Source organism: Brevundimonas goettingensis (assembly GCF_017487405.1).
In the GTDB taxonomy this organism is placed as follows: domain Bacteria; phylum Pseudomonadota; class Alphaproteobacteria; order Caulobacterales; family Caulobacteraceae; genus Brevundimonas; species Brevundimonas goettingensis.
In genome coordinates this window covers 3251149-3266845 of the sequence record NZ_CP062222.1, presented here as the reverse complement: position 1 = coordinate 3266845, position 15697 = coordinate 3251149, and the positions used below count along the sequence as shown (strand labels likewise).

The window sequence follows — 15697 nt, the reverse complement described above, 5'->3', positions numbered from 1 at the left end:
GATCTTTACGCCTTACCGCAGCGCCACCCACGGGCGGGGCCTGCTTGCGACAGGCTCCCCGGACCGGGCTCAGTATCCCCCTGGCCCCTACCTCCAGCGAACTGGACTCCCGCTTCTCCGCATTCCGCCGCCAGACGGTCGCAAGGCCTCTGCGCCTCCCCCGCGACGGAACGGGAGGATTATAGGCGGGGTCGTGGGTAGGGCCTGAAAACGTTGGGGTTCGTGGCTGGAATTGCGCGGGCTGGCGAATTTGGGCGCCTGTATCCACCCCACCGCTCATCCCGGCGAATGCCGGGATCCAGATCCAGACGTTGCGCCTGCCGCAGGGATGCCGCCGTGCGAAACTTCAAACATCCGATGTGAATCTGGATCCCGGCATTCGCCGGGATGAGCGGTGATTGGGGGGCAGTCACGCGTAGAGGGCGACGAACATTCCGGCGGCGGGGGAGGCGTTGCGGATGTCGCGGTCCATCTTCTCCAGCGCCTTGTCGACCTCCTTCAGACCCTCCTCGGTCTCCTTGAACGCCTTTTTGGTCTCGTCGTCGGGCCCCTTGAGAGCGGTCTGGATTTTCGCCCTGGTCAGGAGGTCGCGGATGACCTTGCCGACGCCCCGCACCAATTTGACGAAGTCCATGTCGCCGGCGGCCTCGGAGCCGCTGACCTCGTCGCGCATCTTCTCGTAAATGTTTCGCGGGTCGACGATGGCCGTCGGGGCTGCGGGAACGGCTTTCGCACCGGATGGCGAGGCCGTATCCGCGACCTCCCCGGCGTCAGGCGCTTCGGCTGTGACAGAGGCGTCCAGGTCTTCGGTCCCTCCGGCGGCGGGCCTCTTTTCCGAGGCGGCTTCGGCTTGATCAGAAACGGCCTTGTCAGGGGCGGCCGGGGCGGGCGCGGAGGCGTTGCCGAGATCGCGGGCGGAGCCGCCAGCGTCGGCATAGGCCTTGATGGCCGACTTCAGGTCCCTGGTGATGGCGGCCAGCTGTTTGGCCATGACCCCGGGATTGTCGGAGGCGAACTGTTTCAGCGTCCGGATGCGGTCCAGCAGGGCCAGGACCTGGGCCTTCGCCTGGGCCTTGAGCGAGGAACGCCGCTCCTTCTGTATACCCGCCAGGGCGGTCGCGACGGACCTGGCGGCCTCGGTCTTGTCGCGGGTCGTCTCCGAAGCCTCGTCGGAGGCTTTCGCGGAGGTCGCGGCGTCCTTCAGCAGCGACGCGAGGGTCGGCCTGGGGGGCGTTGCGGCCGGTCTGGCGAGGGTGGTGTTCAGGGCGGTCATCGGATCCGAGCTTTCTGCTGGAAGCGCGGATCCTGACATAGAGAGACTAAGCGGGGCTTTACGCGGGCGGCGTGAGGGTTCCCTGCCGCCGCTACGCCAGAAGGGCTCCTGACGGGGGCTGGCGGCGGCTGACAGGGCCGATCGCGAGATTGGAATGGGCAAAGAGTCCTCGGGTTGAATCCCGACGTTGCACATCAAGGCCTTGCGGGGCATGAGGGCTTTCCCATATCCGCACCAGCCGGAGAGGCCCCGAAATCCATGGGGGCTTTCCAACGGACAACCAGCCACCGTCCCTCCTGCGAGGGGCATCACGACCAACCGGGGACGGTCACGCGCGGCGCTTAGCTTGAAAAGGCCGCCGCACCGCCCGCCAGACGGAGAGACAATAAAGCCCATGGGCAAGATCATCGGTATCGACCTCGGCACGACCAACTCGTGCGTCGCGGTCATGGAAGGCAAGAACCCCAAGGTCGTCGAGAACGCCGAGGGCAACCGCACGACCCCGTCGGTCGTCGCCATCCAGGACGCGGGCGAGACCCTGGTCGGCCAGCCGGCCAAGCGCCAGGCGGTCACCAACCCGACCAACACCTTCTTCGCCATCAAGCGCCTGATCGGCCGCAACTTTGATGACCCCGTCGTGGCGAAGGACAAGGGGATGGTCCCCTATGAAATCGTCAAGGGCCCGAACGGCGACGCCTGGGTGCGCGCCAACGGCAAGGACTATTCGCCCCAGCAGATTTCGGCCTTCACCCTGATCAAGATGAAGGAGGCCGCCGAGGCCTTCCTCGGCGAGAAGGTGACCCAGGCCGTCATCACCGTCCCCGCCTATTTCAACGACAGCCAGCGTCAGGCGACCAAGGACGCCGGCAAGATCGCCGGCCTGGAAGTGCTGCGCATCATCAACGAGCCGACCGCGGCGGCCCTGGCCTATGGCCTGGACAAGAACGACGGCCAGAAGATCGCCGTCTACGACCTGGGCGGCGGCACCTTCGACGTCTCGGTTCTGGAAATCGGCGACGGCGTCTTCGAGGTGAAGGCGACCAACGGCGACACCTTCCTGGGCGGTGAGGACTTCGACCTGCGTCTGGTCGACTATCTGGCCGACGAGTTCAAGAAGGAGCAGGGCGTCGACCTGCGTTCCGACAAACTGGCCCTGCAGCGCCTGAAGGAAGAGGCTGAAAAGGCCAAGAAGGAGCTGTCGTCCACGACCTCCTACGAGGTCAATCTGCCCTTCATCACCATGAACGCCTCGGGCCCGCTGCACCTGAACATCAAGCTGTCGCGCGCCAAGCTGGAAGCCCTGGTCGAAGACCTGATCGCCCGCACGATCGAGCCCTGCAAGAAGGCTTTGGCCGACGCCGGTCTGAAGGCCTCGGACATCGATGAAGTGGTTCTGGTCGGCGGCATGACCCGCATGCCCGCCGTGCAGGAAGCCGTGAAGAAATTCTTCGGCAAGGAGCCCCACAAGGGCGTGAACCCTGACGAAGTCGTGGCTCTGGGCGCCGCCGTTCAGGCCGGCGTTCTGCAAGGCGACGTCAAGGACGTGCTGCTGCTGGACGTGACCCCCCTGACCCTGGGCATCGAAACCCTGGGCGGCGTCTTCACCCCGCTGATCGAACGCAACACCACCATCCCGACCAAGAAGAGCCAGGTCTTCTCCACCGCCGACGACAACCAGTCGGCCGTGACCATCCGGGTCTTCCAGGGCGAACGCCCGATGGCGGCGGACAACAAGGTCCTGGGTCAGTTCGACCTGATGGGCATCCCGCCGGCGCCGCGCGGCCTGCCGCAGATCGAGGTCGCCTTCGACATCGACGCCAACGGCATCGTCCACGTCACCGCCAAGGACAAGGCGACCAACAAGGAACAATCGATCCGCATCCAGGCGAACGGCGGCCTGTCGGACGCCGACATCGACAAGATGGTCAAGGAAGCCGAGGCCAACGCCACGGCCGACAAGGCCAAGAAGGACCTGGTCGAGGCGAACAACGCCGCCGAAAGCCTGATCCACTCGACCGAGAAGGCCCTGGCCGATCACGGCGACAAGGTCGACGCCGAGGTCAAGGGATCGATCGAGACCGCTCTCGCCGAGCTGAAGGCCGCCAAGGAAGCCGGTACGGACCCGGAAGACATCCGCGCCAAGACCAACACCCTGGTCCAGGCCTCGATGAAGCTGGGCGAGGCCATGTACGCCCAGGGCCAGGCCTCGGATGAAGACGTGACCGCCACCGCCGACGACGGCGTGGTCGACGCCGAGTTCGAGGAAGTCGACGGCGACGACGACGAGAAGAAGAGCGCGTAAGACACACGCTCTCCAAAACTTGAGGGCCCCGCTTGTCAGACGACGGCGGGGCCTTCTTTTATGAAGGTTGCATCACACGGCCCGCTTACCATGTGTCTGACAGGCACTGACTGGGTCACGGACCGCGCCGATCGCCCGCAGAGGCGACGCCGGGCCGACAAGGGATAGAGGACGAGTTCGCCCGATGGCGCGTGACTATTACGAGATTCTGGAGGTCGAGCGGACCATTGACGCCGCCGGTCTGAAATCCAGCTATCGCAAACTGGCCATGATCCACCATCCGGACCGCAACGGCGGCTCCGAAGAATCGATGGCGAAGTTCAAGGAAATCTCCGAGGCCTATACCGTCCTGTCCGACGAGCAGAAACGCGCCGCCTATGACCGCTACGGCCATGCGGGCGTGAACGGCGGCGGCGGGGGTTTCGGCGGCGGCCAGCAGGGCTTCCACGACGTCAACGACATCTTCTCCCAGGTCTTCGGCGACGCCTTCGGCGACGTCTTCGGCGGACGCGGCGGCGGCCGGCAGAATAACGGGCCGCGCCGCGGGTCAGACCTGCGCTACGATCTCGAGATAACCCTGGAGCAGGCCTACAAGGGCGCCGAGGTCGAGATCTCGGTCCCCTCGACCCTGACCTGCGAGACCTGCGAGGGCACGGGCGCCAAGAAGGGCGCCAAGCCGACCACCTGTTCGACCTGCGCCGGTCAGGGCCGGGTGCGTCAGGCCAACGGTTTCTTCCAGGTGGAGCGGACCTGCCCGAGCTGCGGCGGCGCCGGCCAGAAGATCTCGGCGGCCGACGTCTGCCCCACCTGTCACGGCCATGGTCAGGTGAGGAAGACCCGCACCCTGAACCTGAAGGTTCCGGCGGGCGTCGACGACGGCTCGCGCATCCGCCTGACGGGCGAGGGCGACGCCGGCCAGCGCGGCGGCCCGCGCGGCGACCTCTATGTCTTCCTGTCGGTGCAACCGCACGAGCTGTTCGAACGCGACAACCTCGACCTGCTGTGCACGGTGCCGGTGCCGATGACGGTCGCGGCCCTGGGCGGCGAGATCGAGGCCCCCTGCCTGGTCTCCGAGGCCTGCGACGGCCAGTGCAAGGCCCCCGTGGTCGTCCCCGCCGGCGCCCAGACCGGCAAGACGGTCCGCATCAAGGGCAAGGGCATGCCCCACCTGAACGGCCGCCAGCGCGGCGATCTGGTGGTCGAGCTGTTCGTCGAGACCCCGACCGACCTGACCCCGCGCCAGAAGGAGCTGATGCAGGAGCTGGCCCAGTCGTTCGGCGAAAGCCAAAATCCACGGAATAGTTCCTTCGCCGGCAAGGCCAAGCGTTTCTGGGCCGATATTCTCGGTTCCGAGCCGGATTCCTCGAAAGAGACTGCCGCGTAAGGCGGTTCGTGCTTAGAGTGCGCTGATGAGCGGAATATTTCACGCCGGGATCTCCGGCGCACGCGGCCGGATGGGCCGTGCGGTCGATCAGGTGCTGGATGAGCGCGACGACGTCATGGTCGCCGTGCGCTTCGACTGGGGCGAGACGCCGGACCTGAGCCTGTGTGACGTGGTCATCGACTTCTCGACGGCCGAAGCCTCGATGGCCCTGGCTGAGCTGGCGGCTGAGCGTGGCGGACCTGCCCTGGTCATCGGCTCGACCGGCTTCACCGCCGAACAGGACGCCCGCATCCTGAAGGCGGCCGAGAAGGTCGCCATCGTGCGCAGCGGCAACTATTCGCTCGGCGTCAACATCCTGATCGGGCTGGTCGAGCACGCGGCCCTTCGGCTGGACGCGCGCGACTGGGACATCGAGGTCATCGAGGCCCATCACCGGCTCAAGGTGGACGCCCCCTCGGGCACGGCCCTGATGCTGGGCGAGGCGGCGGCCAACGGACGGGGGCACGACCTCGAGGAGGTCCGCCAGAAGCCCTACGACGGCATCACCGGCGAGCGCGAGCCAGGCAAGATCGGGTTCGCCTCGATCCGGGGCGGCGGCATCGTCGGCGAACATACGGTGCTGTTCGCTTCCAAGGACGAGACCCTGACCCTCAGCCACTCGGCCATCGATCGCAGCCTGTTCGCCAAGGGCGCGGTCGCGGCGGCGGCCTGGGTGCGGACGCGCCGTCCCGGCCTCTACGACATGCAGGACGTGCTTGGGTTCCGGCAGGCGTAGCCTGCCGGAACCCAAGCGTTTTCAGGGAGAGGTCGCTGCGCGACGCGCTACCTTCGCGACGCGGTCGCTCACTGCTTGAGCGCCGGCTCACTCACCGTCGAAGCTCGTGAGCGGCTCTTGCGCTCAAGCAGCGAGGCTCCGCGAGCCGAGCGATAGCGCGTCGCGAAGCGACCTCTACAGGGATCAGTGCGCGTGACGGGCGCGATGTGATCGGAACGCTGATCCCGTGAGAATGGTCTTCAGGAAGAAGAAGATCGCGATCACGATCGCATAGCCGAGGAAGAGGGCGAGGGCCGTCATCCAGAAGCCCATGGTCATGATGTCCGGCAGGGCGATCTGGCCGCCGTCCAGGGCCGGGCGCAGCATGACCACCAGACGATCGACGATGACGGCGCCCAGGGCCGTGCCCCACAGGCTGCGCCAGGCCGGCATGACTAGGGTGGCGATCAGTGCGATGATCAGCCCCACCACCTGGTTGACGCCGTCGAAGCCGCCCTGGGCCAGGGCGAACAGGCCGCTCAGAAGCGAGCCGATCTGATCGAGGAAGTTTTCCATCACGCACCGCTCCTGTTGATTGAGGGCCTGCCGGAAACACAGCTTGGCCGCATGAAGCAGGGTTAACGCCGGTCTTCCAGATTCGCTCCGCCCGCGCGTGCGCGATTTCAACCGGACAGCGGCGGAAGGCTACGCTACAGAGCCCGGATGAACGGCAAGGCCTTGAAAGCATGAGCGGGACGGCGTCCGCCCCGAGCGGGGGACAGACCGACCGGATCGCGTTCGGCATCGCCCTGAGGATCGCCTCTGCGGGCTTCTTCTCGATCATGTCGGCGGTGCTCAAGCTGGCCGCGACCCACGGGGTCAATGCGCCCGAGATGCTGTTCTTCCGCGCCCTGTTCGGCCTGCCGGTGGTGCTGGTCTGGGTCCTGACCATGCATGGCGGGGTGCAGGTTCTGGGCACGGAGCGGCCCTGGGCCCATCTGTTCCGCAGCGCCCTGGGCATCGCCTCCATCCTGTGCACCTTCCATGCCCTGACCCTGCTGACCCTGCCGGACTCGGCGACGCTCGGTTTCACCGCCCCGATCTTCGCCACCATCCTCGCGGCGCTCATCCTCAAGGAGGCGATCGGGCGGCATCGCTGGATCGCGGTCGTGGTCGGCTTCATCGGCGTCGCCGTGGTGCTGAGGCCCGGGACCGGTCATGCCCCGCCGCCGGAAGGGGTGGTGTTCGGCCTTCTGGCCGCGCTCGGCACCGCCGGGGTGACAGTGACCCTGCGCCAGCTGAAGGACACCGAACATGTGGCGGCGATCGTCTTCTGGTTCTTCTCGGCCTCGGTGGTCGTGGGCGGTCTGATGCTGCCCTTCTTCGGCCGCTGGCACGACCTGACCACCTATGGGCTGCTGGCCGCGGGCGGGTTCGCCGGCGCCCTGGCCCAGCTGAGCTCGGCCGCCTCGCTCAAGGCGGCGCCGGTCGCGACCGTGGCCCCGTTCGACTATCTGCAGATCGTGGGCGCCGTCATCTTCGGCTGGTGGCTGATGAACAGCCCGCCCAGCCTGAACACCCTGGTCGGCGGCGTCCTGATCGCGGCGAGCGGCCTCTACACCGTCTGGCGCGAGCACAGGCGCAGCAAGGACCGGCTGATCCAGACGACGTCGGCGCCGGTCTAGGCGTCCAGCCTACCGTCCCGTGGAACCGAAGCCGCCTGCGCCCCGCGCGGTCTCGTCGAGGCTCTCGACCTCGGAGATGATCGCCTGGGCATGGGCCGCGATGACCATTTGCGCGATGCGTTCGCCGCGCTGGATCACGAACGGTTCGGCGCCGTGGTTGATCAGGATCACCCCGACTTCGCCGCGATAGTCGCTGTCGATCGTGCCGGGCGAGTTCAGGCAGGTGATCCCGTGCTTGAGCGCCAGCCCCGAGCGCGGCCGCACCTGGGCCTCCCAGCCGTGGTCGAGGGCGATCTTGAGACCCGTGGGCACCAGGGCGCGGGCGCCGGGCGCCAGCGTCACCGGAGCCTCCGCCGGAATGGCGGCGCGCAGATCCATCCCGGCCGAACCGGTCGTCTCATAGGCCGGCAGGGCCAGCCCTTCGGAATGGGGCAGGCGCTGGATCCGCAGGGTGGTCATTCAGGCTTTTCCGGCAGTCTTTAGAGAGATGGCGTTGAAGTGATCGGCGATGCGCGCCGCCAGCTGGCGGGCGATGGCGGTCTTGGGCTGGCGCGGCCAGCTTTCGGTCCCGTCGCGGGTGACCAGAAGCACGGCGTTGCCGTCCGAGCCGAAGACGTCGTCGGAGACGTCGTTGCCGACGATCCAGTCGCAGCCCTTGCGCGACAGCTTGGCGCGGGCGTTAGCCTCCAGTTCCGTGGTCTCGGCCGCGAAGCCGATGACGAGGGCGGGGCGGTTGGGACCGGGCGCGGCGATCCCCGCCAGGATGTCGGGGTTCTCGATCAGGGCAAGGGTCGGCGGGCCGCCCGGACCCTTCTTGATCTTGCCGCCGGAGATGGTGTCGATGCGCCAGTCGGCGACGGCGGCGGAGAGGACGGCGATGTCCGCGGGGAGCGCCGCTTCCGTGGCGGCCTTCATCTCCAGCGCGCTCTCGACGTCAATGCGGCTCACGCCGACAGGAACCGGCAGGCCGGTCGGGCCGGAGACGAGCGTCACCTCGGCGCCGAGGGTGGCGAGGGCCGAGGCGATCGCATAGCCCTGCTTGCCGCTGGAGCGGTTGGTCAGGCCGCGCACGGGGTCGATCGCCTCGAAGGTCGGGCCGGCCGTCACGACCGCCTTGCGGCCCAGAAGCGGCCTGCCGTCAGGGCCGGTCAGAAGATCGATGATCCGCTCGAGGATGGCAGCGGGCTCGGCCATCCGGCCCGGTCCGTATTCGCCGCAGGCCATCTCCCCGTCGTCGGGACCGACCACGGCCATGCCGTGGAAGCCGTCGAAACCCTTGAGCCGCGCCACATTGGCCTGAACCGCCGGGTGCAGCCACATGCGCACATTCATGGCCGGAGCCAGCAGGGTCTTCTTGTCGGTGGCGATCAGGGTGGTCGAAGCGAGATCGTCGGCGAGACCGTTGGCGGCCTTGGCGATCAGGCCGGCGGTGGCGGGGGCGACGACGATCAGATCGGCCCAGCGCGACAGTTCGATATGGCCCATGGCCGTCTCGTCCTCGGGCGCGAACAGGGTCTGGCGCACCGGGTGGCCGGTCAGGGCCGCGAGAGACAGGGGGGTGACGAACTCGGCGCCCGAGGCGGTCAGTATGGTCTGGACCTCGCCCCCGGCCTTGCGGACCAGCCGGACCAGCTCCAGCGCCTTGTAGGCGGCGATGCCGCCGCCGACGATCAGCAGGATCTTGCGGGACTGGAGCGCGCCGGTGGTCATGTCGTGCTTCTAGCGGTCGGCCGTCTCGCCGTCGAGGCGAAGCACAACCGCGAAAAAGAACATTGCAAGAACATGCAACCTATGCCTAACTGTGTTCTGCGATGCAATGGAGGGTTGGATGAGCGGAACGATCATCAGGACCGGGGCGGCGCTGGCCGCGGGGGCGGTTCTTCTGCTGGGGGGCGGTTGCGACAACGGGCCGTCGGCGGTCCAGACGCGGGACCGGGCCGGAGAAGCGGGGGCGGTCCTGACCGCCGCGGCGCTCGGCGGGCCGGCCCAGGCCGAGGCGGCGGGAGCTGGGCCCGGGGGCGGGGCGACGGCGGAGAAGGGTGTGGTCACCGCCAACCGGCGCGAGACTGCTGACGCCAAGATCGTGCGACTTTACGAGCGCAACGGCTCGGCCTTCGGGGCCCGCTCGGCCGAGGACTATGCGGCGCGGATGAAGGCCTTCGCCGACCATCCTCCTGCGGGGGCGGATACGGCGAAGCGGCCGAACGGCGACACCCTCTATTACCAGGCCTCGACCAACACCTTCGCGGTCGTCGCCCGGGATGGTACGCCACGGACCATGTTCAAGCCGGACGACGGGCCCGCCTACTGGACCCAGCAGAAGGAACGGGCGCCGAACTTTGGCGTGCAGAGGACGGCGGCCAGGACCGCGGGGGAAGGGGCAGGGACCTGACACCGGTGGCGCGGTGAGGTTGCGGGGTGCGCCGTCCGGAACAGAGTCGGTCGGGCGGTCTCCAGACGTGTTCGGGCGCGTCCGGGACGCGCTCCGTGCCGGGCTTCCCGACGGTCAGGCGGATGGCCGCGCCGTCGGGAGAAGGCCGATCAGGCCTCTTCCTCGGGGCGGTCGGTCATCTCGCGGATCAGGTCGAGGGCCAGCTTCTGCTGCCGGTTCGACAGCTGCGGCGCCAGGCGCGAAATCTCGATCGAATAGCGGGTCGAGGGGAAGTCATGATCGAAGGCGGCGGCGCCGTCTTCAGCCATGCCCGGCTGGCCCTGGGCAAGGCCCTGGAAGAAATAGCCGATGTCGACCTTGAAGAAGCGGGCGATGTCCCAGAGCTTGGACGCAGAGATGCGGTTCGCGCCCTTCTCGTACTTCTGGATCTGCTGGAAGGTCAGGCCGAGAGCCCGGCCCAGATCGCTTTGATTGTACCCCAGGCTGATGCGTTTTTCGCATACCCGTCTGCCCACGTGACGGTCGACGGGGTGGGGTCCGTCTTCGCCTGCGCCTCTAGCCATTTTTCTCTCGCCGTATCCGCGTACTAACGCGACCGTTTTGATGCGCCGCGTTTAAGCGACTGTCACCTGATAATACACATACGGCGGCGCTTCACATTCGGTTGCAACCTTTAGGCATCATTTTTCGCGGATTCCGCGCTGCAAACCGCGAATGGGTATCAGGTACGAAACGTACCATATGCAAAAACGCGAAAGTTCAGGGGCGATTCGCCTTATGCGCGCGAATCCCCTTCAGGGCGGCGAGGGCCAGATTCCGCTCCAGCGGGTTCAGATCGGCTGCGACCTCGGCGATGGCGCGCAGGGCGGCATCGTCTGAAGCCGGATCGTGCGGATTTCCGGACGCGACTTCGAACGCCGTCGCTTCTTCGGCCATACCCGGAGCAAGGCCGGTCGCGACTCCTGTCGACGCCCCCCTCGCCACCTCGCCCGTCACCTGCCCCAACCCTCCGACCGTCGGGGGGGCTGTCGCGCTGTCGGTCTCGCCGCCGGCCCCGACCGGCCCGATGGTGAAGGGCTGGCCGGCATAGATCTCCGACACGTCCAGACCGTAACGACGGCAGAACTGCCAGATGCGTGAAGCCGGAATTCGTTGACCGCTTTCATAGCCCTGCCAGCGGCCGACCGAGGCGCCCATGTCGGCGGCCACCTGTGTCCTGGTCAGTCCCAGAGCTTCGCGCAGTTCCCGGAAACGGCGGCTTATCGCCACATCGACATGACGGGTCCGCTCGGTCTCCTGCCGTTCTCCCGTCTTCCTTCTCGCCCTCTTCTCCCCGGCTTTCGTCATATCGTTCACTCGCGCCCGGGCGAGGCCAGCCGGGTCCAGGGAAGGCAGATCGCCAGACTGGCCAGAATCGCCAGCCAGAAGAAGAGATCGCCGACGCGGCCATAGAGGGTCGCCGGGGCGGGGCGCGGCAGGAAGGCGTCGATGACCCCGCTCTCGCCCGGATCCAGCCGCTTGCCCGGGACCAGCCGGCCCCAGCCGTCGATCATCGCCGAGACGCCCGTCGGGGTGGCGCGCACCACCGGCAGTCCGGTCTCGATGGCCCGGTAGCTGGCGAGGTTCAGATGCTGCAGCGGTCCCGACGTCCGTCCGAACCAGGCGTCGTTGGAGACATTGGCGATCCACGACGGTCGCCTGGCCCCGCCCGGCGTGAAACCCGGATAGAGGCTTTCGTAGCAGATCAGGGGTTGAACGCGCGGAGCGTTGGGCAGGTCGATCGGGGCGGGCTTCGGACCCGCGCTGAAGTCCGACGGCATATGCACCAGGCTGCGGATCCCCAGCGCGCCCATCAGGTCGCCGAGCGGCAGATATTCGCCAAAGGGCACCAGCCGGTATTTGTCATAGATGCCGCTGACCCGCAGACCCGGCCCGTCGCCCTCGTCATGCAGGGCGAACAGGCTGTTGAAATAGCGGTCGGGTGCGCCAGTTTTGGGCGACGGCTCGGCCCGGGCGAGGCCCATCAGCAGGGTCTGGCCAGGCTGTAGGGCGCGGGCGATGGCTGTGGCCTCGGGCGCGCCGTCGGCGAAGACCTGATTGGCGCTGGCCGGCAGGGCGCCTTCGGGCCAGACTACGACGTCCGGCAAACCCCCTTCACCCGGTCTGGCGGTCAGGTTCAGATAGCGATCGACGATCCCCTGATAGGCCTCGGGCGTCCATTTCGATTCCTGGGCCACATCGGCCTGAACGATGCGGATCAAGGTCGGCGACAGCTCGACCTTCGCGCCGTGCAGCCGGATCATGCCGCCGACGACGAGCGCCAGCAGGACGCCGACGCCGAACAGGGCCGAGGCGGCGCGGCGTTCGCGCGTACCCGGTCCCAGCAGGGGGGCGAAGGCCGAGACGGCGGCGACGGTGACGAAGCCCAGGCCGTAGACCCCGACCACCGAGGCGAACTGCGACCCGGCCGAGCCGGCCTTCCAGCTGGCCCCGGCCGGGTTCCAGGGGAAGCCGGTCAGGACATGGCCGCGCAGCCATTCCAGCAGGCAGAACAGGGCGGCGAAGACCAGGACGCGGATGACGCCCGCAGGCGCGAACCGCCGATAGAGGGCCAGGGCCGTTCCCCAGAACAGGCCGAGGCCGGCGGGCAGCAAGCTCGCGGCGAAGGGCGCCATCCAGGCCTGGGACGGATCGACCTGAAACGCCTCGGCGACCCACCAGCAGGAGATGAAGAAATAGGCGAAGCCGCCGAGCCAGCCCATCCAGAAGGCGCCGCGCTTCGTCTCCGAGCGCTCGGCCAGAAGCATGAGCAGGGGATAGCCGAGCAGACCCGGCAGGACGCCGAATGGCGGATGGGCGAGGGCCGCGCCGACCCCGGCCAGCAAGGCCAGGCCGATGCGGCCGAAACGCAGGATCAGCCGACGCCGCTTCTCGCTTCCGGCGGCGAGGGCGTGAACGGGCAGGTCGGCCAGGGGTTCGGAGGTCATGCGGCCCGTTTTACTGGAGGCGATTCAGAGGTCGTCAGGCAGGATGTATGGGTCCGCCACGCCCAGGCTGGCAAGCAGGGTGCGCTCTTCGGCCTCCATCGCCTCGGCCTCGGCCTCGTCTTCATGGTCGCGTCCGAGGACATGCAGGGTCCCGTGAATGACCAGATGGCTCAGGTGGTTGGCCAGGCTCTTTCCCTGCGCCTTCGCTTCATCGCGGCAGATACCGAAGGCGAGGACAATGTCGCCGAGGTGCGGCGGAGCGCCGGGCATTTGCACCTCGCCGCCCGGGAAGGACAGGACATTGGTCGGCCGGTCCTTGTCGCGGAACTGGGCGTTCAGCAGTTGAACCGCCCCGTTGTCGGTAAGCAGGACGACGAGGCCGCCCTCGGTGGCTCCCAAGGCTGCCTGCGCCGCACGTTCGACGATGGCTTCCGCGTCCGGCAGGGCGTCGGTCCAGTCGTCGGCCTCGATCTCGACCTCGATCATGCTCCCCTCGGTCACGGGGTGGGATCTTCGAGATCGGCCTTGGGACGGGCGCTCGCCGAATCGGCGTCATAGGCGCGGACGATCCGCTCGACCATGGCGTGGCGGACCACGTCGCGGGCCTCGAACTCCAGCACCCCGACCCCCTTCACGTCGCGCAGGATGCGGAGCGCATGGGCGAGGCCGGAATCACGCGGATTCAATAGGTCGATCTGCGACGGGTCGCCGGTGACCACCATGCGCGCGCCCTCGCCGAGACGGGTCAGGACCATCTTCATCTGCAAGCGCGAGGTGTTCTGCGCCTCGTCGACGATGATGAAGGCGTGGCTCAGGGTGCGGCCGCGCATGAAGGCGATGGGGGCGGCTTCGATCTCCCCCTTGTCGCGACGGCGCTGGACGTCTTCGGCGCCGAGGATGTCGTTCAGGGCCTCCCAGATGGGGGCCAGATAGGGATCGACCTTTTCGTTCAGGTCGCCGGGCAGGAAGCCCAGCTTCTCGCCCGCTTCGACCGCCGGCCGGGTGATGACCAGCCGGTCGACCTGACCGCGCCGCAGCAGCGACGCGCCATAGGCGGCGGCGAGGAAGGTCTTGCCGGTGCCCGCCGGGCCGACGCCGAAGGACAGTTCGTGATTGGCCAGAACGTCCAGATAGCGGGCCTGGGCGTCGGTCTTGGGCACGATGGCGCCGCGTCGGCCGATGGGCAGGGCCAGGGGATCGACGCGGCGGCCGCCGCCCGAGACGCCGGTGCGGGCCACGCCGATGGCGGCGCGGACGTCGGCCTCATTGACCTCGGCGCGCTGGGCGATGCGCCCGGCCAGGGTCTCGATGACCTGTTTGGCATTGGCCCGGTCGCGGGCGCCGCCGTTGATCGACACCCCGCCGCCGGGGGCCTCGATCAGCACCTTGAAGGCGTCCTCGATCAGGGCGACGTGGCGGCTGTTGGGCCCGATGACGGCATGCAGGGCGTCGTCGTCCAGCTCCAGGAATTCACTTTCTCTCGCCACTAAGCGACCTTCTGTTGAAGCAGCCGCCCGGTCAGGCTGTTCTGCTGTCCGCTGATGATTTCGACCGGAACGATCTGGCCGAGCAGATGATCCGCGTCGTCGACATGGACCGATTGCAGCCAGGGCGAGCGGCCGATGGCCTGATGTCCGTGGCGGCCCTTCTTCTCGAACAGGACGTCGAAAATCATGCCCGCGCGCGAGGCGTTGAAGGCGGTCTGCTGTTCGAACAGAAGGGTCTGGAGCGCGTGCAGCCGTTCGCGCGCCACGGCGTCGGGCACCTGGGTCCCCATGCCGGCGGCCGGGGTGCCGGGGCGCGGCGAATAGATGAAGGAGAAGGCCGAGGCGTAGGTCACCTGACGGACCAGATCCATCGTGTCCTCGAAATCCTTGTCCGTCTCGCCGGGGAAGCCGACGATGAAGTCGCCGGACAGGGCGAGGTCGGGCTGGGTCTCGCGGATGCGGGCGATCAGGTCGATATATTTCTGGCGGCCGTGCTTGCGGTTCATCAGCCGCAGGATCCGGTCCGAGCCCGCCTGAACCGGCAGGTGCAGCCAGGGCATCAGGGCGGGCAGATCGCCATGGGCGGCGATCAGGTCATCGGACATGTCGTTGGGGTGGCTGGTCGTATAGCGGATGCGGTCGATGCCGGGGATCTCGGCCAGGGCATAGGCCAGCTTCGCCAGGGTCCAGACGCCGTCGGGACCGGCGCCGTCATAGGCGTTGACGTTCTGGCCCAGCAGGGTGACCTCGCGCACCCCCTTGTCGGCCAGACCCCGCGCCTCGGCCAGCACATCGGCGACCGGGCGCGACCATTCGGCGCCGCGCGTATAGGGCACCACGCAGAAGGTGCAGAATTTGTCGCAACCCTCCTGCACGGTCAGGAAGGCGGTCGGTCCCTTGACCCCGCGCGCGGCCGCGCCCTCGGCGGAGAGAGCGTCGAATTTTTCATTGGGGGCGAAGTCGGCGCCGATGCGTTCGCCGCGCGCCCGGGCGTTGCGGGCCAGAAGCTCGGGCAGCTGGTGATAGGCCTGGGGGCCGACGACCAGATCGACGGCGGGCTGGCGGCGCATGATCTCCTCGCCCTCGGCCTGGGCGACGCAGCCGGCGACGGCGATGGTCATGCGGCCCTCGCCGCGGGCCAGCTTCTTGTCCCGCATCTCACGCATCTTGCCGAGTTCGGAATAGACCTTCTCGGCCGCCTTCTCGCGGATGTGGCAGGTGTTCAGGATGACGAAGTCGGCGCCTTCCGCCGTATCCGTGGCGGCATAGCCGAGCGGGCGCAGGACATCGGCCATGCGCTCGGAATCATAGACATTCATCTGACAGCCGTAGGTCTTGATGAAGAGACGCTTCGGCGGCGTCTCTCCGGTCCCGGCTTCAGGGTGCGCACCGACGGGCGCGACGAGGGTCTCGGTCATGGGCGCATATTAGGG

General features: G+C 67.7%; 15 protein-coding genes. 5 read left to right on the top strand and 10 right to left on the bottom strand.

The annotated features are described in order from the left end of the window. Nucleotides 1-409: 409 nt before the first annotated feature. Nucleotides 410-1273 carry a hypothetical protein gene (locus IFJ75_RS16045; protein WP_207869362.1) on the bottom strand — a complete coding sequence of 288 codons (864 nt, stop codon included), beginning with the start codon at nt 1271-1273 and terminating at the stop codon, nt 410-412. A gap of 394 nt (nt 1274-1667) precedes the next feature. Here IFJ75_RS16045 and dnaK point away from each other — a divergent pair, with 394 nt between their 5' ends. The 3 genes from dnaK to dapB all read left to right on the top strand — a co-directional run bounded on the left by dnaK (nt 1668) and on the right by dapB (nt 5734). Beyond that, the gene (gene dnaK, locus IFJ75_RS16040) at nt 1668-3575 is read left to right on the top strand and encodes a molecular chaperone DnaK (protein WP_207869360.1); all 1908 of its coding nucleotides are present in this window, start codon (nt 1668-1670) and stop codon (nt 3573-3575) included. Nucleotides 3576-3759: 184 nt separating this feature from the next. Further along, on the top strand, nt 3760-4959 hold the full coding sequence (gene dnaJ / locus IFJ75_RS16035; RefSeq protein ID WP_207869358.1) for a molecular chaperone DnaJ: 1200 nt from the start codon (nt 3760-3762) through the stop codon (nt 4957-4959). A gap of 25 nt (nt 4960-4984) precedes the next feature. Beyond that, nucleotides 4985-5734: a 4-hydroxy-tetrahydrodipicolinate reductase gene (gene dapB / locus IFJ75_RS16030; protein ID WP_207869357.1), complete on the top strand. Its 750-nt coding sequence runs from the start codon at nt 4985-4987 to the stop codon at nt 5732-5734. A gap of 183 nt (nt 5735-5917) precedes the next feature. Here dapB and IFJ75_RS16025 read toward each other — a convergent pair whose 3' ends face one another. Next, nucleotides 5918-6289, bottom strand: a complete 372-nt coding sequence (locus tag IFJ75_RS16025; protein WP_207869355.1) for a hypothetical protein — start codon at nt 6287-6289, stop codon at nt 5918-5920. A gap of 170 nt (nt 6290-6459) precedes the next feature. On the opposite strand from IFJ75_RS16025, the gene IFJ75_RS16020 reads away from it, so the two are divergent. Beyond that, the gene (locus IFJ75_RS16020; RefSeq protein ID WP_207869353.1) at nt 6460-7398 is read left to right on the top strand and encodes a DMT family transporter; all 939 of its coding nucleotides are present in this window, start codon (nt 6460-6462) and stop codon (nt 7396-7398) included. A gap of 9 nt (nt 7399-7407) precedes the next feature. On the opposite strand, the gene dut is transcribed toward IFJ75_RS16020, so the two are convergent. Together dut and coaBC are read right to left on the bottom strand one after the other, a co-directional pair. Beyond that, on the bottom strand, nt 7408-7857 hold the full coding sequence (gene dut, locus IFJ75_RS16015) for a dUTP diphosphatase (protein ID WP_207869351.1): 450 nt from the start codon (nt 7855-7857) through the stop codon (nt 7408-7410). Beyond that, on the bottom strand, nt 7858-9108 hold the full coding sequence (gene coaBC / locus IFJ75_RS16010; protein WP_207869350.1) for a bifunctional phosphopantothenoylcysteine decarboxylase/phosphopantothenate--cysteine ligase CoaBC: 1251 nt from the start codon (nt 9106-9108) through the stop codon (nt 7858-7860). Between the two features lie 118 nt (nt 9109-9226). Here coaBC and IFJ75_RS16005 point away from each other — a divergent pair, with 118 nt between their 5' ends. Then, complete coding sequence (locus tag IFJ75_RS16005; RefSeq protein ID WP_225896865.1) at nt 9227-9790, top strand: S-type pyocin family protein; 564 nt, start codon at nt 9227-9229, stop codon at nt 9788-9790. Nucleotides 9791-9939: 149 nt separating this feature from the next. Here IFJ75_RS16005 and IFJ75_RS16000 read toward each other — a convergent pair whose 3' ends face one another. The 6 genes from IFJ75_RS16000 to miaB all read right to left on the bottom strand — a co-directional run bounded on the left by IFJ75_RS16000 (nt 9940) and on the right by miaB (nt 15682). Next, nucleotides 9940-10353 carry a helix-turn-helix domain-containing protein gene (locus tag IFJ75_RS16000; protein WP_207869348.1) on the bottom strand — a complete coding sequence of 138 codons (414 nt, stop codon included), beginning with the start codon at nt 10351-10353 and terminating at the stop codon, nt 9940-9942. 196 nt (nt 10354-10549) lie between these two features. After that, nucleotides 10550-10999 carry a hypothetical protein gene (locus IFJ75_RS15995; RefSeq protein WP_263972997.1) on the bottom strand — a complete coding sequence of 150 codons (450 nt, stop codon included), beginning with the start codon at nt 10997-10999 and terminating at the stop codon, nt 10550-10552. 143 nt (nt 11000-11142) lie between these two features. After that, entirely contained in the window at nt 11143-12777 is a 1635-nt protein-coding gene (gene lnt / locus IFJ75_RS15990) for an apolipoprotein N-acyltransferase (RefSeq protein WP_207869344.1), read from the bottom strand. Nucleotides 12778-12801: 24 nt separating this feature from the next. Next, nucleotides 12802-13278 carry an rRNA maturation RNase YbeY gene (ybeY, locus tag IFJ75_RS15985; protein WP_404822052.1) on the bottom strand — a complete coding sequence of 159 codons (477 nt, stop codon included), beginning with the start codon at nt 13276-13278 and terminating at the stop codon, nt 12802-12804. Beyond that, a complete protein-coding gene (locus tag IFJ75_RS15980) occupies nt 13275-14264 on the bottom strand; it encodes a PhoH family protein (protein WP_207869342.1) in 990 nt (329 codons plus the stop codon). Before IFJ75_RS15980 ends, ybeY begins: the two co-directional genes overlap by 4 nt. Beyond that, nucleotides 14264-15682 (bottom strand): tRNA (N6-isopentenyl adenosine(37)-C2)-methylthiotransferase MiaB, encoded by a 1419-nt coding sequence (gene miaB, locus IFJ75_RS15975; RefSeq protein WP_207869340.1) that lies wholly within the window; start codon nt 15680-15682, stop codon nt 14264-14266. The genes IFJ75_RS15980 and miaB overlap by 1 nt, the downstream gene beginning before the upstream one ends. Between the last annotated feature and the right edge of the window lie 15 nt (nt 15683-15697).